The following is an 18,334-nucleotide window of genomic DNA, read 5'->3' as shown; positions in this document are numbered from 1 at the left end:
GACGCCAGCTTCCTGACCCAAGTATCAACGCGGATCGTCAACGAGGTGAAGGGGATCAACCGGGTGGTTTATGATTATACCAGCAAGCCGCCGGGGACGATCGAGTGGGAGTGACGCGGTTAACCGCAAATGCGCGGGGCGCATTTGCCCGCGACGCTCGGCATCGCAAGATGCCGCATGGTGGAGAGCGATAGTCCGATTTATTCGGCGACGCGAGGAGTCGCTGAGTTAAGCGCCGAAGTTTGTGAGTGCCTCGGTCCTTCGACAGGCTCAGGACGAACGGGGTTTTTCGACGCTGGTTTCTTAACAGTTTAGGCCAATCATCCCCTTCCGTTCGTCCTGAGCTTGTCGAAGGACGGGTGCGCGCTATCGTGCGGCGATGGCATTCTGGACCTATATGCTGAGATGCGCGGACGGGCATTTTTATGTCGGGCACAGCGATAATCTTGAGGCCCGCATCGCCGCGCATCAGTCCGGAACCATCGGGGGGTATACGCACAGCCGGCGTCCGGTTGAGCTGGTGTGGAGCGAAACATTCGGAACTCGCGAAGAAGCCCTTGCCGCGGAGCGCCAGATCAAGGGTTGGTCGCGGGCGAAAAAGCGGGCGTTGATTGCTTGTGACTGGGATTTGATATCCGAGCTGGCCCGGTGTCGTTCTTGAGGATGGATCGTGCTAATTCGTACTTCGACAAGCTCAGCACGAACGGAGGTTTGCGGCGTTACGTCTTTCATTCTTGACGCCAGTACTCCTCTCCCGTTCGTCCTGAGCCTGTCGAAGGATGAGTGCGCGCTATGCTGACCCAATTACGGGCTCGCCAAACCGGCGCTGGCCTCTAGATTAATTGCTGGGGGACAATTGTGATTGCCTCGGTCCTTCGACAGGCTCAGGACGAACGGGTCTTTTTTGACTTTGCTTTTTTGGTCCGGATGTAACGAATAAGATCCGTCGACCGCCACCCGTCGCAATCAATCGTCAAGACCGCTTTCCCACACAATCTTTTCGTTGTGCAGTCCCACGCCAAGCTCCTCTGCCTTGCGTCCTGAAAAGAGCTTGCGCTGTTCAGCCGTGCCGTTTCGGGCGGCGTCAAACAGATGGTCGATAGCGGTTTCCTGTTTTCCGGTGCCTAGCGATCGAGTCGTCAGTTCGGCCTCTCTGTTGAGGGATTCCTTGCGTTTATCTTCAATCGTGACCGTCTTTTTCATGGTGTCAAAATGCCCTCAAGATTACCAATTTTCAAGATAGGCGGCGAGGTCTCTGGGTGTATGACACGGGCAGTTGTTGACCACCCGCCGCCGCCATACTAGACCCGAATTTAATCAAACAATTAAAATTCAGGAGAGACCCGTCATGAAAGCCATCCAACTGCACGCTCCCGCATCGCTCGACAATCTCAAGCTGGTCGATCTGCCCGATCCGGCAGCCCCCGGCCCCGGAGAAATCGCGGTGCGCTTGCGCGCGTCCAGCCTCAACTTTCATGATTATGCGGTGGTCAAGGGGATGATCCCGACCGCCGAAAACCGCATCCCGATGTCCGACGGCGCAGGCGAGGTCACTGCCGTGGGCGAGGGAGTCAGCGAATTTGCTGTGGGCGATCTGGTGGTTTCGACCTTCTTCCCCGAGTGGATCGACGGTGCGCCGCCCGAAGGCGGTTTCAAGCGCGTGCCCGGCGATGGTATTGACGGCTATGCGGTCGAGCAGGCGGTTGGCCTTGCCACCGCGTGGACCAAGGCACCGAAAGGCTATAGCGCCGCCGAAGCCGCGACCCTGACCTGTGCCGGCCTGACCGCGTGGCGGGCCCTGTTCGTCGATGGCTGCGTGAAGCCCGGTGATACGGTATTGGTGCAGGGCACTGGCGGCGTCTCGATCTTCGCGCTGCAATTTGCCAAGGCGGCGGGTGCGACGGTGATCGCGACGTCTTCGTCCAATGACAAGCTCAAGCGGCTGAAGGAACTCGGCGCTGACCATCTGATCAATTACAAGGAAGTCGAAGCCTGGGGGCCGAAAGTGCTCGAACTGACTGGTGGCAAGGGCGTAGATTGCGTTGTCGAAATCGGCGGGCCGGGCACGCTCGACCAGTCGATGATGGCGACCCGCATCGGTGGCCATATCGCGCTGATTGGTGTGTTGACTGGCTTTGCCGGACCCATTCAAACCGCGCTGCTGATGGCGAAAAACCTGCGCGTGCAGGGCCTGACCGTGGGCAGCCGGGCGCAACAGCAGGACATGATCGCCGCGATCGAGGCCAATGGCCTGAAGCCGATACTGGACAAGTCCTTCGCGCTCGCCGATCTTGGCGATGCTTTCCGCCATCAGGAGTCGGGCAAGCATTTCGGCAAGATTGTCGTCGATATCTGAAGCATTCTACCGTGCGAAAGGAAGCCAAATGATCAAGGGAAGCTGTCTTTGCGGATCGGTCACATATGAAGCGGATTGTGACCCCGGGCTGATCCTTCACTGTCATTGCCAGACCTGCCGGAAAGCCCATAGCGCCGCCTTTTCCAGCGTGATGCCGATCACATTTGATGCCTTTAAATGGACCAGCGGAGAGGATGTTCTCAACCGGTTCGAGTCATCGCCCGGGAAATTCCGCTGTTTTTGTACCCGCTGCGGATCGCAACTGATCGCCGAGCGGCGGGCGGCGAATATGATCATGCTCAGAATGGGCTGTGTCGATACGGAAATCACGCAAAGGCCGGATGCCCATATCTGGCGTTCCGACGGCGCGCCATGGTATGATCCGGACGATGAGATTCGCCAACTGGCGGAAGGCTATGTGAAGGCTTAGGAACGCGATGCAGATTGCCACTGCCAACGAGGCTGACATGGACGAGGTCATCGCTCTCTGGAAAGCCTGTGAACTCACGCGCCCGTGGAACGATCCGGCGGCGGATTATCGTTTGGCCGTGGCGAATGAAACATCCGCGATATTGCTCGCACATTCAGAAGGCGATCTGGTCGCCAGCGTCCTGACCGGTTTTGACGGCCATCGCGGATGGGTTTATTATCTTGCGGTTACGCCGGGTAGCCAGAAACAGGGTCTTGGCAGAAAGATGATGGCAGCCGCCGAACAATGGCTGCGCGACCGTAATGCCCCGAAAATCCAGCTGATGGTGCGCGACGACAATGAAGCGGCGATCGGATTTTACACGGCGCTGGGATATGAGCTACAACCGGTGGTGACGATTGGGAAAAGACTGGATCCGGAAAACAGCTGAGCGATGGAAAAACTGGCCGATGATATATGGATTGCCGAAGGCGATATTGTTGATTTCCACGGCTTTCCTTATCCTACGCGCTGCGTCATCGTCCGGCTGGGCAGCGGCGATCTGTGGTGCTGGTCGCCGATCGCGCTGACGCCGGAGCTGAAGGCGGAAATCGAGCAGATTGGCAGGCCCCGACATCTGGTCAGCCCCAACAAGATCCACCATCTCTATCTGCAGGACTGGAAAGAGGCGTGGCCGGAAGCGAAGCTGTGGGGACCGGCATCGACGATTCGCAAGCGCAGCGATCTGGTCTTTGAAGCGCCACTGGAAAACGAAGCGCCCGCCGCTTGGGAGGGAGCGATTGACCAGATCTGGTTCAACGGTTCCCCGGTGATGGACGAAATCGTGTTTTTCCACAGAACGTCGAAAACGGCGATGCTGTGCGATCTGTCGGAAAATTTCAGCGAGGCGTTCATTCGCCAGCACTGGAAAGGCTGGAAGCGCTGGATCGCGAAACCATGGGGGATCATGGAAGGCAAAGGCTATGCACCGCTCGAATGGCGACTGTCTTTTGTCAGGCGCAAGGCGACGCGGACCGCGCGGGATCAGCTGCTAGCCTGGAATCCGCGCGGTGTGATCATGGCGCACGGCGAGATTCAGCGGGATGACGGCAAGTTATTTCTGGAGCGGGCATTTGCCTGGCTTTCCTGAAATTGCACTTGGCTTGTTTTTGCCTTCGCACAGCAGCCCATTGCCAATTTTAATTTTTGAGCCTACCGCTCGCGACAATCGATTCTGGGCAAACTATCAGGGATTCTGACGATGGCTGGCGAAACCAAGATGTACGGCATTTCCAATTGCGACACGATAAAGAAGGCACGCAACTGGATGGAGCGTAACGGCATCAACTATGTCTTTCACGACTATAAAAAATCCGGGATTAACCGCGAAAAGCTGGAAATGTGGGTGATGATGGTCGGCTGGGAAGCGCTGATCAACAAGCGCGGTACGACGTTCCGCAAGCTGCCCGACATGGTGAAGGAAAATATCGGTGACGATACGGCTGTGATGGTGATGATGGAAAATCCCAGCATGATCAAACGGCCGGTTCTGGAACATGGTGACGAACTGGTCGTCGGCTTCAAGGCATCGGATTATGAAGCAGCAGGTCTAACCGCACGTAACAGCTGATGCCGACGATCATGTCCCATGCAATGGTGCCGCTGGCTGGTGCCCTGATATTGGGACGAAACAGACTTTCGCTGCCGGTGATCGCGACCGGTGCGGTCTTTGCCATGCTGCCAGACGCCGATGTAATCGGCTTTGGTCTGGGCATCGAATATGGCGATAGCTGGGGCCATCGCGGTGCTAGTCACAGTCTGGTTTTTGCCGCAGCTGCGGCCTTGTTCGTGACCGCGCTTTTGCGCCCCGATCGCTATTATGTTGCTGCCGTTTTCCTTTTCCTGTCGATGGCCTCGCACGGGCTGCTCGATATGTTGACCAGCGGCGGGCTGGGCGTGGCCCTGTTGTGGCCGTTTGAACAGGCGCGTCATTTTGCGCCGCTTACCCCGATTGCCGTATCGCCAATCGGTCTTTCCGATTTTATCAGCGCTCGTGGTATCGCAGTGTTATATTCCGAAGCCGTCTGGATTTGGATGCCGTTGACACTGATCGCGGCCGCCAGTGTAGTTATAAGAAAAAGGACAGATAAATGGTGCAAGCAAAATGGAACGGCGCGGTAATCGCCGAGAGTGACGATACGGTCGTGGTCGAGGGCAATCATTATTTCCCGCGCGATTCGGTCTGGTCGAAATATCTGCTGCACAGCGACGCCACCAGCCACTGTCCGTGGAAAGGCGACGCATCTTATCACAGCCTGATTGTAGACGGCGAAACCAACGAGGATGCGGCCTGGTTTTATCCGGCTCCCAAGGATGCTGCCGCCGAAATAGCCGGGCGGATCGCCTTCTGGAAAGGCGTCGAGGTCGGTTGAGGATGCGCATCCGGTTTGCTTCGATAATGATATTTGCGCTGGTTCTGGCCGGATGCGGCGCGCTGAACGAACAGGCAGGAGAAGCGAGTGTGAACGTCAAGACACTGACCGGGGTACAACCCGTGATAATCGCCCATCGCGGTGCCAGCGGCGAGCGGCCGGAACATACGCTGGCAGCCTATCAGCTGGCGATCGAGCAAGGCGCGGATTTTATCGAGCCCGATCTGGTGCTGACCAGGGATGGCGTGCTGGTCGCCCGGCACGAGAACGAGATTAGCGAGACCACGGACGTAGCCGACCGGCAGGAATTCGCGGCGCGCAAGGCCAGTAAGACCATTGATGGCCAGGAATATTCCGGCTGGTTCATCGAAGATTTCACCCTTGCCGAGCTGAAGACGCTGCGCGCCAGAGAACGGCTGCCCGAATTGCGGGCTGGAAATATGCAATATGATGGCCAGTTCGAAATACCGACCTTCGAAGAGATTCTGCAGCTGCTGCAGAAGCATGAAAAGAAGAGCGGCAAGCGAATCGGAGTCTATCCCGAGACCAAACATCCGGGATATTTCGCGACTCTCGGGCTCGACCATGACGAGCCTATGCTGAAATTGCTGAGCCAATATGGCTATGGCGGCAAAGAAGATCCGGTGTTTATCCAGTCGTTCGAAGTCGGCAATCTGAAGGCGCTGGACGGCAAAACAGAGATACGGCTGGTGCAACTGGTTGGCAGCGAAGGCGGGCCACCGGATCGTGCCGACCGGAGCTTCGCATCGATGCTGACGGAGGATGGCCTGACGGAAATTGCCACCTATGCCGACGGGATCGGGCCTTCCAAAGATCTGGTGATCGACCGCAACGCTGTCGGCTTTCTTGGCAAACCGACGGGACTGGTCGCAGCGGCGCACAAGGCAGGCCTGCTTGTCCATCCCTGGACCTTCCGCCGCGAGAACCATTTTCTCCCGACCGATTTCAAGAGCGGCATCGATCCGCGCGAGCCGGGTGATCTGGCAGGCGAAATCCGCGCATATGTCGCGGCCGGAGTCGATGGCCTGTTCAGCGACAATCCGGCTCAGGCGCTGTCTGCCGTCCAGCAATAATCGCGAAGCTGGCCTTATCTTGCATCGTCGCTTATCAAGGCCGGTCTTTCAACGTCACTGCTGAGGATTATCATGTCCACGACCTTCAAGCTCGATACCTCCACCAGCCGCGCCACTCCGCGGCCGCAGCCGATGCGTCGGCTGTCGGTTCCCAAAATTCAGGGCCGCAAGGTCGACGGGGTGACCGAGGAGCCGGTGGTCATGCTGACCGCCTACACCGCGCGGTCCGCGCAATTGCTCGACGCGCATTGCGATATGCTGCTTGTCGGTGATTCGCTGGCGCAGGTGATTTACGGGCTCGATTCGACGATTCCCGTGACGCTCGACATGATGTGCAACCATGGCGCGGCGGTTGTCCGCGGCAGCTATCATAGCGTCGTCGTGGTCGACATGCCGTTCGGCTCCTATGAAGCGTCGCCGGAGAAAGCCTATGAAAGCGCCGCCCATATTCTGAAAGAAACCGGTGCTGCTGCGGTCAAGCTTGAGGGCGGTGAAGTGATGGCGGAGACGGTCGCTTTTCTGGTCCAGCGCGGCATTCCGGTGGTCGGTCATGTCGGCCTGACACCGCAGGCGATCAATGTGCTCGGCGGCTATGCCGCGCGCGGACGCAGCGAAGCGGAAGCGAAGAAAATAGTCGGTGATGCGGTGGCGCTGGACAAGGCCGGTGCTTTTGCGATCGTGCTGGAAGGCGTGCTCGAACCGATCGCGATCGAAGCAACCAAGGCGGTCGACGCGATCACTATCGGTATCGGGGCATCGGCGCAATGCGACGGTCAGGTGCTGGTTACCGAGGATATGCTTGGCATGTTTGACCGCACCGCGCGCTTTGTAAAACGCTATCATAATATTGCCGAGCAAATTGATCAGGCGGCGCAGCAATATGCCGGAGAGGTCAGGGAGCGCAGCTTTCCGGGGCCGGACCAGCTTTATCAGCCGAAAAAATAACAGGATTCCGACTTTTAGCCGATCCGCCGTTCAGCCTGTGGAAATGGTCAATAGACTTTTACATTTGCTATTGCGGACGCTAAAGGACAGCCGATTGCCATGCGCGTTGTCTGACCGGCGGACAAGGCATGTGAAACAGATTTGAGGAAGCCACATTGGCCAAAGACGAAGATAAAGCACCAGAAGAGCAGCCAGACCGTCAGGAACAAGTGTTTCTGCGCGAAGTCGATGAAGCGGTGCGCGATGACCAACTGAAAAATTTCGCTGCGCGTTACGGCTTGTTGATCATCGCTGTCGTCGTCATTGGCCTCGGGTCGCTGGCGGGCTGGATATTCTGGCAGAATAGCCAGGACGAAGATTCCGGGCTTCGCAGCGAGGAGTATGTCGCTGCGATAGACAGTATCCGCCAGAATAATCTCGACGGCGCGGCGACCGCGCTGGAGCCGCTGATGGAAGCGGACCAGGACGGCTATCGGGCAGCGGCGATTTTGCTGCAGGCGAATATTGCGCTGGAAAAAAATGAACCGAAAAAGGCGATCGCCGGCTATGCCAAGGTTGCTGGGGACGACAGTCTGCCGCAACCGTTTCGTGATCTCGCGCTGATCCGCCAGACCGCAGCCGAATTTGATACGCTCAAGCCGCAGGTCGTGATCGACCGGCTCAAGGCGCTAGCGGTTCCCGGCAACCCCTGGTTTGGTAGCGCAGGCGAAATGGTCGCCCTATCCTATCTCAACATGAAAAAATCCGATCTCGCCGGCCCGCTGTTCGCGCAGCTTGCTAAAGACGAGAGCGTTCCTCCGACGATCCGGTCGCGCGCTCTGCAAATGGCAGGCGTCGAAGGCGTTGACGCGGTGGATGTGGACGGCGATGACAAAAAAGCGACACCGCTGAATGCGGGCGCGGCTAAGGGAGAAGCTAAGGAATGATTTCCGGTAAGAAACTGATCGCCAGCCTGCTGGCCGTGTCCTTGATTTCTGGCTGCAGCATATTGGGCGGCGGCGATGGCGACAGCAAGAAAAACACCCCGACGCTCGGCGAGCGCACGTCGATATTGAGCGGCGAAAGCGGAGCGGAAGTCGATCCGGCCCTGGCTTCGATTTCTGTGATCCTACCGGCTCCGGTAGCCAATAGCGAATGGGCACAATCGGGCGGAAATCCAAGCAAATCAATCGGCCATGTTGCGCTGGGTGGTAATCTGGCGCGCGTCTGGACCGCCAATATCAGCGGCACCACGAAAAGGCAGCGGCTGGCAGCGTCGCCGGTGGTATCCGGCGGGCGGCTGTTTGTTATCGATACCGAAGCAATGGTTCACGCTTTTGACGCGGCAACCGGCGCAAAAATCTGGACCACGCAGATCGAAGTCAAGGGCGACGGAGAATCGTCGCGTTTCGGCGGCGGAGCAAGCGTATCCAATGATATCGTCTATGCAACAAACGGCGTCGGCGACGTCGTAGCGCTGAACGTTGCGGACGGTAGCCAGATATGGAAAGTCCGTCCGGCGGGGCCGCTGCGCGGGTCGCCGACGATTTCCAACGGCAATGTCTATGTGATGACTCAGGACAATCAAATCTATGCGCTCAACCTTGTCGATGGTTCGGTGCAGTGGAACGAAGCCGGCACGCTCGGTCTCGCCGGAATTTTCGGTGTTGCCGCTCCGGCAGCCGGACAAGGTACGGTTGTCGCTGGTTATTCCTCGGGCGAATTGACCGCCTATCGTTACGAGAACGGCCGCAACCTCTGGAATGATGCGCTCGCACGGACCAGCATCACCACTTCGGTGGCGACATTGTCCGATATCGATGCCGATCCGGTGATCGACCGAGGCCGGGTTTTCGCGCTGGGTCAGGGCGGTCGTATGGCGGCTTATGAACTGGTTACCGGCCAACGCATCTGGGAATTGAATATTGCCGGAATCGCTACGCCGGTCGTGGCCGGTGAGTGGGTTTTCGTTCTGACCGATGACGCGAAATTGCTTTGCATCGCCCGGCCGAATGGCAAGGTCCGGTGGATGAGCCAGCTCGCATCGTTCAAGAACGACAAGAAGAAGAAAAATCCGATCAACTGGACGGGCCCTATTTTGGCCGGCAATCGACTGATTGTCGCCAGCACGGAGGGTGATGTCGTTTCGATAGCGCCCGGCGACGGAGCCAGCCAGACATTGTTCGAACTGGACGACGGCGTTTCGCTGCCGCCGATTGCTGCGGGCGGTATGCTATATATTCTCGACGACAGCGGCCGGATTTCAGCGTTCCGCTGAGGATCTAAACCAAAAGGACGGGACAGGCGCAATGCTGCCCAATATTGCAATTATCGGTCGACCGAATGTCGGCAAATCAACGCTGTTCAACCGTCTGGTTGGCAAGAAGCTGGCGCTTGTCGATGACACGCCTGGTGTCACGCGTGACCGGCGGGAAGGCGCTGCCAATCTTCTGGGTCTCGAATTCAACATCGTTGATACGGCCGGCTATGAAGATGAAGATGCCAAGAGCCTGCCCGGACGGATGCGCAAGCAGACCGAAATGGCGGTTGCCGGAGCGGAGCTGGCGATATTCGTGATCGACGGCCGCGCTGGCCTGACCCCGCTCGACGAAGAAATTGCGCGCTGGCTGAGAAGTGCCAAAACGCCGGTCGTATTGCTGGTGAACAAGGCCGAAGGCAAAGCGGCGGAATCGGGGATATTGGAAAGCTATGCCCTCGGCTTTGGCGATCCCATTCCGTTCAGCGCGGAACATGGCGACGGCATGGCCGACCTGTTTCAGGCTATTCAACCCTATGTCGAGAATTTCAAGGCAGCGGCTAGCGAAGAACCAACCGATGAATCCGCACCATTAAAACTGGCTATCGTTGGCCGCCCCAATGCGGGCAAATCTACGCTGATCAACAAGATGCTCGATGAAGACCGGCTGATTACCGGTCCCGAAGCGGGCATCACCCGGGACAGTATCACGGTCGAATGGGTCTGGCATGATGATGCGCTGACCGAGGAAGAGAAGCTCGACAGTATCGAGCCGGACCGCAAGGTTCGCCTGATCGACACCGCCGGCATGCGCAAGCGCGCCAAGGTTAATGACAAGCTGGAGAAGCTCGCGGTTGCCGACGCCCGGCATGCCGTAGATTTCGCCGAAGTTGTGGTTCTTCTTCTGGATGCGACCAAGGGACTGGAAGCGCAGGATCTGCGCATCGCCGACCACGCGATTCAGGAAGGCCGCTGCGTCGTTATCGCGATCAACAAATGGGACGTCGCCGAAGGTCCGAGCAAATTGTTCAATGGTATCCGTGCGGCATTGGATGACGGGCTGGCGCAGGTGCGTGACGTGCCACTGATCCCGGTGTCTGCCTTTACCGGCAAGGGCATCGACCAGTTGATGAAAGCAGCCTTTCAGGCCCGGCGAATCTGGTCACAGCGGGTTTCTACCGGCAAGCTCAACCGCTGGTTCGAAGATGCGATCACCGAAAACCCGCCACCGGCACCTGGCGGCAAGCGGATCAAATTGCGTTATATCACCCAGGCCAAAACCCGGCCGCCATCGTTCGTTATCTTTGGTACGCGGGTCGATGATCTGCCTGAAAGCTATCGTCGATATCTGATCAACGGTATTCGCCGAGAGCTTGGCTTTGGCGGGGTTCCTGTACGGCTGATCATTCGCGCTCCCAAAAATCCCTATCACGACAAAGAGTGATTTGCTGTAACCGGCTCCAATCGGAGCCTTTTTGCAGGCTTATATAATCGCCATGGGTAATGAAGTCTTCACCGGTTCTGCCGTAAACAGTTCTGGAATAGCGATTTGCCGTTATATTTTACCGGGAGCATTTGGTGGCGCCATTGGAAAATGAATTGATGGACTGGATAGTCTACGCCGAGACCCGCTTGGCGCTTGGTCCAAATTTCGTCCGGATACTCGGCTATTTCCGTGAAGACGGAACCGAGTCTGTCCGCAAGATCGAAGACGCCATGCGCGCGCAAGATCCCGTGCCGATGGTGGATGCAGCGCATAGTCTCAAAGGGGAATCACTGCAATTCGGGGCTTTACGACTGAGCGAGGCAGCCGAACGGATTGAGATGACTGCCCGCTCCTGTGTCGAGCACCACGACACGCCCGAGGAAGTGCTTCCGCTGGTCGTGGCATTGCGCCCGATGTTCGAAGAAACACTGGCTTTGCTGGAACAGGATTCCAGCCCGTTAATCGAGCGCCAGCCGCAGAAATATCATCACCGGCTCGGCTGAATATCCCGCTTTCGGCTATTCGACAGGTTTCGACTGCAGCTGGATGTAATTTTCAATCCCCATCCGCTCGATCATGTCAAATTGCTGTTCTAGTGAATCGACATGATCTTCCTCGCTTTCGAGGATTTCTGCGAACAGGTCACGGCTGACATAGTCACGCACGCTTTCGCAATGTTCGATCGCATCCTTGAGCATCGGCAGCGCTTCATATTCCAGCTCCAAATCCGCCTTGAGGATTTCCTCGACCGTTTCGCCAATCTTAAGGCGACCCAGCAACTGGAAGTTGGGTAATCCGTCGAGAAAGAAAATCCGCTCGGCCAATTTGTCCGCATGTTTCATTTCGTCGATGGATTCATGCCGCTCGAATTCGGCCAATTTGGTCACGCCCCAATTGTCGAGCATACGATAGTGCAGCCAATATTGATTGATCGCGGTGAGTTCGTTTTTGAGAGCCTCGTTGAGAAACTCGATGACTTTTGTATCGCCCTTCATGGCAGATTCCTTCCCGCTAGTCTGAAAATTGATTGCCTGTCCCATACAGCATTTTCGCGTGAAGCGAAAGCACGGCTTTTTTAGAAAAGGTAATTATTTCAATGATTTGATAACGAGAATGCTAAGCGGTCGCAAGTTGGGATTTGATTATCGTCTGGGCAAAAGCGAGGCACTGCCCGCATTTTGGCTTGCGGCCGAGCTGGGCATAGACTTGCGACGGCCTGTCCGCACCGCTGCGCACGGCGGCTCTCAGGTCTTTTTCCTTTATCGCATTACAAACACAAACAACCATATCGGCTCCTTACTGCGACTCGTATATCGCTAATGAGAATAGATCGCAATAGCAAAATCGCGATGGACTATTTTGTTTTCATCCATCGGAAACCGGCTACATCGGTTCCCTGACCGAATATGAGGTAGTTTATGCGCAAAATTTTCGCTCTCGTCTTGTCCGTCGCGACGGTTCTCGCTTTGATTCCGGCAAATGCTTCCCGCGTATCGGGCACCTCAGGGAATCTTGTCGACGACGAGATGGTAGAAGAAGGGCCTGCCTCGCAGCTATCGTCGATCAAGCAGCTTTGGCAAACCCTGCCGATGGAGATGGCAGACGAACTCGAAGAGTATCGCACATCACTTGACCTCGAGTTTCGCGCGGCATTGGTGCCGACGGGCGAAGTGGAGCCAGATTGGGATACCAAAGGCATAGACCTGCCCAAGTATCTCGGATCGTTGCCAGGAGGTATTGATGATAATGCGCTGCTGACCGTTGGAGAGGTTCCCATGCTCCGGTTCTTCGGGAAAATTCCTGCCGACATACTGGACGATTGGGATTTCATTCATGCGGGATCGAAAGCAGTAGCACCGACCGAAGCCCAGGGCGGTGATTTCCTTGCAATCGGCCCGAACCACATCGTTTTCGTAGCCGATGATGAAATACAGACGGGCAACGCTCGATGCATGAAAACAGCGGTAGGAAGAGCCGCAGATCATGCGACGGTCTACCGATATGCTGGCGTGCCGTTTGACCCCGATAGTGATCCCTCGCTGGAAGCCGAGGCGGAGGTGATCGTGATGCACAATCTGATTGGCGGTCTGGGTTCGCCTGTTTTCTGTTGGATCGTCCAGCGGGATCAAGAGGGCCGTTACAGAAATTTATCTTACACGCCCGATGGCCGCCCGCTAGCACATATGGACGATCCGATGGATCGGCTGGAGTTCATCTCTTCAGTCGATCTGTACCAGCAGCTGAACGTCAGATACACTGCTGAAAGTGTCAGGGATGAACCGTCCTATCCAGCCGAAGAAGCCACCGACCCCTCATGACAAGCGCATCGGTTGAGCCTGTCCTTTTGCCAGGCTCCGCCACAGCCATTCCAGCGGCCCATAGCGAAAGCGCATCAGCCAGGGTCGCGACCAGAACAGCATGATCGCCCATGCGCCAAGCACGAACAGCTGCAGCTCGAACCGGCCAAACTGTTCGAAATATCCCAGGCCCCAGCCATAGAATATGAAGGTCATAAGGATGCTGGTACCAAGATAATTCGAAAAGGCGGCACGGCCTGCTGCTGCGGCGCGCTGGATGGTTGCACTATGTTGAAAGCGCTGGGTGATGAAAATGAACAGTGCAACATAGCCGATAATCATCAGCAGCCGGGGCAGTATCGACCAGGCCTGGGTGATGTTCATCATCCAGATTGTGTTGAAGTCCTGTGCGTAGGCGATACCGGCAAAGGCAATGAACAAGGGCAGGCTGACGGCCATCATCCATAAGCCAATTTTCAGGTAGGTCGGCCGGCTCTCCTCGCCCAGAATGAAGCCGTTTTTATACAATCCCATACCGATCATCATCAGCGGGATCGTTTCGATCGGGCCGAGCATGAGATTCTCCAATGGCGTCGACCATTGTTCGGACAATTTATAGCCTAACAGTCCGGAAAAGCCGCCCTGCAGCCGTGCGGTCTCTGCGGCAACATCGGCGGGCAAGGTTCCCAGTTCGGCATAGATTTCGCTGATCTTGTCCAGCACGTCTTGCGGCGGATTGGCCTGTCCTGCCTCCTGTAGCAGAGCCAACATCGGCGCCAGGCTTGTGATCAACATGATAGCGCCGATTACATAGGCGATAACACCCCATTTGATCAGCCGTTCGGCGCTCCAGTCGCGAAACAGGAACAGCACGCAGCCTGATCCTGCGTAGAGAAACAATATGTCGCCTATCCAGAGAAAGAAAAAATGGAACAGACCGAATATGGCGAGCCAGAACATGCGGGAGAAATGGACTTTTGCTGCTGATTGACCGCTGGCAATGGCGCGCTCGATCACCAGGGCGGTGCTGGCGCCGAACAGCAGCGAGAACAGACCGCGCATCTTGCCGTCAAACAGGATGAAATTCGCTGCCCAGCTACCGAGGTCGAGACCGGATGCATGGCTCGAGACGATCGGATTTACAAAGGCCATTTCCGGCTGGGCGAAAGCAGCAATATTGATCGCCAATATGCCCATCACGGCAAAGCCGCGCAGCGCGTCCATTTCCAAATAGCGTTGTGACGCGCCCATCCCCGATACTCCTACTGTATTATTTAGCTACTACAGCCAAGAGGAAATAGCGTCCAGCGGTTTCTTGATGGTCGCGTGGACCGGAATCGTCGCATCTGCCGATGGCTTGCCGACCACCAGGACCATCATCGGTTTCTCATTATTCGGGCGATCACAAAGCTGGTTGAGAAATTTCATCGGATTGGGCGTGTGGGTGAGGGTGGCGAGACCGGCGTCGTGGAGCGCGGTGATCAGCATGCCGGTGGCGATACCGACGCTCTCGCTGACATAATAATTCTGCTTCATCTCGCCGGGATTGATGCCGCCTTTGCGCTGGCCGAAAATGACGATCAGATAAGGTGCAGTCTCCAGAAACGGCTTGTCGGCATCGGTGCCGAGCGGGACCAGCGCCTCGAGCCATTCTTCGCTGCCCTTGCTTTCGTAAAAGGCATGTTCCTCGTCCTCGGCAGCAGCGCGCAGGGCTTTTTTCTTCTCGGGTGACTGAATTACCGCAAAATGCCAGGGCTGGTGATTGGCTCCGTTGGGAGCAGTCCCGGCCGCCAGTATCGCATTCTCGATTACCGCGCGGGGCACGGGCTCATCGGTGAAATAGCGGCAGGTACGGCGGCTCTTTATCGCTTCGTAAAAGGCCTGCGAACGCGCGATGCGTTCGGCGTCAGAATAATCCGGCAAAGCGGTATAGGGCAGGGTCTCGTGCGGTTTCAAATTTCAGTCTCCCGCGTTCAAGGTTGGGCAAAGTTGGTTAAACTGTGGGCCAAGAAACCTTTTATTAGGTCAAAATGGATAGAGAAGGCCGAATAGCGAAGCATCCGGTCCGGGCAAAGCTCAAATTGTATTGACATTAATGTAAGTAAGCGGCAATATTCCCTTATGAAAATCAAGCATGACTTTTCCGCACCAGGTGATTCGGACACACCATTCATCCATCCTGACCGCCCGGCTGCGCGTTTTCGCCCGCTCAAGGCGCTCCATCATTTCCGCGAGCTGATCAAGGACAAGGAAGACACCGAACAGGTGTTCCATATTTTTGAATCACTGCCGCGCCCGGGGTTCCGCAAGGACGCCAGAGCCTTTGTCGAGAGCGCCAAGGGCAAGGCACTATTGTCCAGCGAACCTGCGCTTGCAGATATTCTCGATGATCACGAGCGGTTGCGGAAAATGCCTGCCGGCAGTCTTGCCCACGCATATTGCGACTTCATGGAAAAGGAAGGCCTGAGCGCGGCCGGACTGATCGCCGAATATGACCGGTTCAGTCCGAAAAAATATGGCGATCTGGTTGAATGGTACGGCTTTCGCCAACGCGATACCCACGATCTCCTTCACATATTGACCGGCTATGGCCGCGACGCGCTGGGCGAAGCCTGCGTGCTGGCATTTACTTATGGCCAGAATCCTTCATTGGGCAATGTCTTCATAGCTTATGCAGCCGGTCTGAACATGAAGCAGCAGATCAAGAGCGACGCACCCATCTTTACCGCAATCCGTGAAGCCCAGAAAATGGGCAAGGCTTGCCCGCGGATCAACGAGGAATCGATCACCGATCTGCTCGCCCAGCCGCTGGACGCGTTGCGGGAACGCCTGCATATCAAGACGCCGCATTTCTATCACGAAGCCCATGCAAAATTCCGGGCCAAGAATGTCGACCCCTATGATATGCTGGCGCAGACCGCCTAGACTTGTGCGTCATCCCAGCGGAGGCTGGGATCCAACCCAAGACCGGTTAGATACGCTAGATGGGTTTGGGCCCCAGACTACGCTGGGGTGACAGATCCATCGAGATTGTCTGCTATCAGCGCAATTCCTTGCGAATGACCAGTTTCAGCCCCGACCAGATCTCGTCGACAGCGCAGACCTTGATATCGACAAAGCCCAGCGGCAAGGCGACTTGCCGGATCGTGTCCTCGGTGATGTCGGTTTCTACTCCAGAGGCTTTTTTCGGCCAGCTGACCCAGATTTGACCAGCAGGATCAATCATGTCGCGAAGGGTCGCGAGGTGGGATTGCATGTCCTTCCGGTTGGTCACAAATATATGGGCTGAGTGAATACCGGGGGTCGGGAGTTTCTCTTCTGATAATGTGAGGCCATATTGGTCAATCTCTGCCCGGACACTGTCGGGCATATCCGGAAACCAGACTCGCATGCCGTCCTTGAGGGACAGCTTTTTTGCCAGCGGGGTTGCGGAGTAACCTGAAGTCATGATGCTCGTCCTTTCGCGTTGTCTTCCATAACGCGCGGTGGGACGATTGGTTACAAAGTTGGAAACACATCGGTCAACTGCTTGGTGTCAGCGCAATGCGTGCCATGGCCCCTCCGTCAGCCTTTCAGGCTGCCACCTCCCCATGCCTGCGGCACAGGGAGGATGATGTTTTTCCTCCCTGTTGCGAAGCAATGGGGAGGGGGACCGCGCGAAGCGTGGTGGAGGGGTAGAGGCTTAGCGCAGGCTCTGTATATATCGCAATATGCGGTCGGCAACATCTGACGGATCAACCAAGACTTCCTGTGCGGATATTCTGATTGTTTCGACCCCTTCTTGAGCGAGGGCCCAGTCGCGCCGCTCGTCACGCTCTGGGCGATCACCCATATCGTGCGCAATTCCGTCGACTTCGATACCCAGCTTTGCCGACGCGCAATAGAAATCCAGTATATAGGAGCCAATCGGATGTTGACGGCAAAATTTGACGCCGGTGGGTCTTTCCCGCAAGATTTGCCAAAGCATGACCTCGGGTTTGCTCATGGTCTTGCGCAATTTCCTCGCCTTCAGGATAGTTGCTCTGGTTGTTCGTGCCATAACCCCTCCGACCTGCTGCGCAGGCCACCTCCCCATTGCTATGCAATAGGGAGGAAAGATGTATCACGAATGGCGCTATTTGGGGACGCCTAGGCCAAAACTGTCAAATCCAACCTTTCCTCCCTGTGCCGAAGGCATGGGAAAGGGGACCGCGCGCAGCGTGGTGGAGGGGCCGGGGCCTAGTCTTCCATCCAGTCGCGGAAGAAGCTTTCATGCGCTTCCCGCAAATCGCTCAACGCAACCGGATTTTCGTTCAGGACCAGCTGATCGCCCTTCACCTGCCCGATTTTCGTAAACGGTACTTTGTCATGATCCAGATCATCTTCGTTACGATAGGTGATGACGTAGCGGCCCTGCGCTTCGCTAAAGGCAAAAGCGCTGGTCATCTTGTCGATTTCCGCGCCCAGATTTCCAGCCAGCGCCATTTCCGCCAGCGTGACCGCCAGCCCGCCGTCACTGATATCGTGCACCGCGGTGACCTTGCCTTCTGCAATCAATTCCCGAATGATACGGCCAGTCAGCTCTTCATCCTTGAGATCGACTTTCGGGGGTGGTCCGTCTTCACGGCCGTGGATTTCGCGAAGCCAGGTTGATTGGCCGAGCTCTTCATAATGAAAGCCGACAGTTGCGACAAAATCGCCTTCCTGCTTGAATCCAATGGTCATCATCTTGTCGAGATCATCGATCAGCCCGACCGCGCCGATCGCCGGTGTCGGCAGGATTGCATGGCTAACGCCGTCAGCACCGGTGGTTTCATTGTAGAGGCTGACATTGCCCGATACGATCGGCATGTCGAGCGCCTTGCAGGCTTCGCCAATGCCTTCGATCGTACCGACAAATTGCGCCATGATATGCGGTTTTTCGGGGTTGCCGAAATTCATGCAGTCGGTGGTCGCCAGTGGTTTGGCGCCGACCGCGCAAAGATTACGATAGGCTTCGGCGATCGCCTGTTTGCCGCCTTCATAGGGGTCGGCCTTGCAGTAGCGCGGGGTGCAATCGGTGGTGATCGCGAGGCCCTTGTTGGTGCCGTGGACGCGGAC

At 56.6% G+C, this 18,334-nt stretch carries 25 protein-coding genes; 17 read left to right on the top strand and 8 right to left on the bottom strand.

The annotated features are described in order from the left end of the window. The coding region (locus tag V7680_RS11790) for a GMP synthase (glutamine-hydrolyzing) (protein WP_335653473.1) at nt 1-114 on the top strand (114 nt) is incomplete at its 5' end. 283 nt (nt 115-397) lie between these two features. Next, nucleotides 398-661 (top strand): GIY-YIG nuclease family protein, encoded by a 264-nt coding sequence (locus V7680_RS11785; RefSeq protein WP_335653472.1) that lies wholly within the window; start codon nt 398-400, stop codon nt 659-661. Between the two features lie 305 nt (nt 662-966). Here the strand turns inward: V7680_RS11785 and V7680_RS11780 are convergent, their stop codons facing one another. Further along, entirely contained in the window at nt 967-1,203 is a 237-nt protein-coding gene (locus tag V7680_RS11780) for a hypothetical protein (RefSeq protein WP_335653471.1), read from the bottom strand. Between the two features lie 145 nt (nt 1,204-1,348). Here V7680_RS11780 and V7680_RS11775 point away from each other — a divergent pair, with 145 nt between their 5' ends. The 13 genes from V7680_RS11775 to V7680_RS11715 all read left to right on the top strand — a co-directional run bounded on the left by V7680_RS11775 (nt 1,349) and on the right by V7680_RS11715 (nt 11,461). Continuing rightward, nucleotides 1,349-2,356, top strand: coding sequence for a zinc-dependent alcohol dehydrogenase family protein (locus tag V7680_RS11775; RefSeq protein WP_335653470.1), 1,008 nt, complete (start codon nt 1,349-1,351; stop codon nt 2,354-2,356). Between the two features lie 28 nt (nt 2,357-2,384). Beyond that, entirely contained in the window at nt 2,385-2,786 is a 402-nt protein-coding gene (locus V7680_RS11770) for a GFA family protein (RefSeq protein ID WP_335653469.1), read from the top strand. A 7-nt stretch (nt 2,787-2,793) separates the two neighbouring features. Next, the gene (locus tag V7680_RS11765; RefSeq protein ID WP_335653468.1) at nt 2,794-3,216 is read left to right on the top strand and encodes a GNAT family acetyltransferase; all 423 of its coding nucleotides are present in this window, start codon (nt 2,794-2,796) and stop codon (nt 3,214-3,216) included. Nucleotides 3,217-3,219: 3 nt separating this feature from the next. Further along, nucleotides 3,220-3,915, top strand: coding sequence for a DUF4336 domain-containing protein (locus V7680_RS11760; RefSeq protein ID WP_335653467.1), 696 nt, complete (start codon nt 3,220-3,222; stop codon nt 3,913-3,915). A gap of 111 nt (nt 3,916-4,026) precedes the next feature. Further along, nucleotides 4,027-4,395 carry an ArsC family reductase gene (locus V7680_RS11755; protein WP_335653466.1) on the top strand — a complete coding sequence of 123 codons (369 nt, stop codon included), beginning with the start codon at nt 4,027-4,029 and terminating at the stop codon, nt 4,393-4,395. Nucleotides 4,396-4,406: 11 nt separating this feature from the next. Continuing rightward, nucleotides 4,407-4,946 carry a metal-dependent hydrolase gene (locus V7680_RS11750; RefSeq protein ID WP_335653465.1) on the top strand — a complete coding sequence of 180 codons (540 nt, stop codon included), beginning with the start codon at nt 4,407-4,409 and terminating at the stop codon, nt 4,944-4,946. Further along, nucleotides 4,916-5,197: a DUF427 domain-containing protein gene (locus V7680_RS11745; RefSeq protein ID WP_335653464.1), complete on the top strand. Its 282-nt coding sequence runs from the start codon at nt 4,916-4,918 to the stop codon at nt 5,195-5,197. Before V7680_RS11750 ends, V7680_RS11745 begins: the two co-directional genes overlap by 31 nt. A 26-nt stretch (nt 5,198-5,223) precedes the next feature. Continuing rightward, nucleotides 5,224-6,291: a glycerophosphodiester phosphodiesterase gene (locus tag V7680_RS11740; RefSeq protein ID WP_335653463.1), complete on the top strand. Its 1,068-nt coding sequence runs from the start codon at nt 5,224-5,226 to the stop codon at nt 6,289-6,291. A 72-nt stretch (nt 6,292-6,363) separates the two neighbouring features. Continuing rightward, a complete protein-coding gene (panB, locus tag V7680_RS11735) occupies nt 6,364-7,236 on the top strand; it encodes a 3-methyl-2-oxobutanoate hydroxymethyltransferase (RefSeq protein ID WP_335653462.1) in 873 nt (290 codons plus the stop codon). Between the two features lie 155 nt (nt 7,237-7,391). Then, nucleotides 7,392-8,162, top strand: coding sequence for a tetratricopeptide repeat protein (locus V7680_RS11730; protein WP_335653461.1), 771 nt, complete (start codon nt 7,392-7,394; stop codon nt 8,160-8,162). Next, nucleotides 8,159-9,493, top strand: a complete 1,335-nt coding sequence (locus V7680_RS11725) for a PQQ-binding-like beta-propeller repeat protein (protein WP_335653460.1) — start codon at nt 8,159-8,161, stop codon at nt 9,491-9,493. Before V7680_RS11730 ends, V7680_RS11725 begins: the two co-directional genes overlap by 4 nt. A gap of 31 nt (nt 9,494-9,524) precedes the next feature. Beyond that, entirely contained in the window at nt 9,525-10,916 is a 1,392-nt protein-coding gene (gene der, locus V7680_RS11720) for a ribosome biogenesis GTPase Der (protein WP_335653459.1), read from the top strand. Nucleotides 10,917-11,074: 158 nt separating this feature from the next. After that, nucleotides 11,075-11,461, top strand: a complete 387-nt coding sequence (locus V7680_RS11715; protein WP_442955014.1) for an Hpt domain-containing protein — start codon at nt 11,075-11,077, stop codon at nt 11,459-11,461. Nucleotides 11,462-11,476: 15 nt separating this feature from the next. Here V7680_RS11715 and bfr read toward each other — a convergent pair whose 3' ends face one another. Next, nucleotides 11,477-11,953, bottom strand: a complete 477-nt coding sequence (bfr, locus tag V7680_RS11710; protein WP_335653457.1) for a bacterioferritin — start codon at nt 11,951-11,953, stop codon at nt 11,477-11,479. Between the two features lie 121 nt (nt 11,954-12,074). Then, entirely contained in the window at nt 12,075-12,245 is a 171-nt protein-coding gene (locus V7680_RS11705) for a (2Fe-2S)-binding protein (protein ID WP_082788199.1), read from the bottom strand. 131 nt (nt 12,246-12,376) lie between these two features. Here V7680_RS11705 and V7680_RS11700 point away from each other — a divergent pair, with 131 nt between their 5' ends. Beyond that, nucleotides 12,377-13,276: a hypothetical protein gene (locus tag V7680_RS11700; protein WP_335653456.1), complete on the top strand. Its 900-nt coding sequence runs from the start codon at nt 12,377-12,379 to the stop codon at nt 13,274-13,276. Here the strand turns inward: V7680_RS11700 and V7680_RS11695 are convergent. Next, complete coding sequence (locus tag V7680_RS11695) at nt 13,271-14,506, bottom strand: DUF418 domain-containing protein (protein WP_335653455.1); 1,236 nt, start codon at nt 14,504-14,506, stop codon at nt 13,271-13,273. The genes V7680_RS11700 and V7680_RS11695 overlap by 6 nt on opposite strands. 30 nt (nt 14,507-14,536) lie before the next feature. Next, nucleotides 14,537-15,211 (bottom strand): nitroreductase family protein, encoded by a 675-nt coding sequence (locus V7680_RS11690; RefSeq protein ID WP_335653454.1) that lies wholly within the window; start codon nt 15,209-15,211, stop codon nt 14,537-14,539. 165 nt (nt 15,212-15,376) lie between these two features. On the opposite strand from V7680_RS11690, the gene V7680_RS11685 reads away from it, so the two are divergent. After that, entirely contained in the window at nt 15,377-16,180 is an 804-nt protein-coding gene (locus V7680_RS11685) for a Coq4 family protein (RefSeq protein WP_335653453.1), read from the top strand. A 115-nt stretch (nt 16,181-16,295) separates the two neighbouring features. Here V7680_RS11685 and V7680_RS11680 read toward each other — a convergent pair whose 3' ends face one another. From V7680_RS11680 to V7680_RS11670, 3 genes are all read right to left on the bottom strand, one after another. Then, the gene (locus tag V7680_RS11680; protein WP_335653452.1) at nt 16,296-16,703 is read right to left on the bottom strand and encodes a hypothetical protein; all 408 of its coding nucleotides are present in this window, start codon (nt 16,701-16,703) and stop codon (nt 16,296-16,298) included. Between the two features lie 234 nt (nt 16,704-16,937). Then, nucleotides 16,938-17,294, bottom strand: a complete 357-nt coding sequence (locus V7680_RS11675; protein ID WP_335653451.1) for an endonuclease domain-containing protein — start codon at nt 17,292-17,294, stop codon at nt 16,938-16,940. A gap of 179 nt (nt 17,295-17,473) precedes the next feature. Then, nucleotides 17,474-18,334, bottom strand: an 861-nt coding sequence (locus tag V7680_RS11670) for an AIR synthase related protein (RefSeq protein WP_335653450.1), incomplete at its 5' end; no start/stop codon positions are given.

This window comes from Parasphingorhabdus sp., from assembly GCF_036963705.1.
In the GTDB taxonomy this organism is placed as follows: Bacteria; Pseudomonadota; Alphaproteobacteria; order Sphingomonadales; family Sphingomonadaceae; genus Parasphingorhabdus.
Note: the sequence above shows the minus strand (reverse complement) of the source record. Positions and strands in the feature narration are given on the sequence as shown.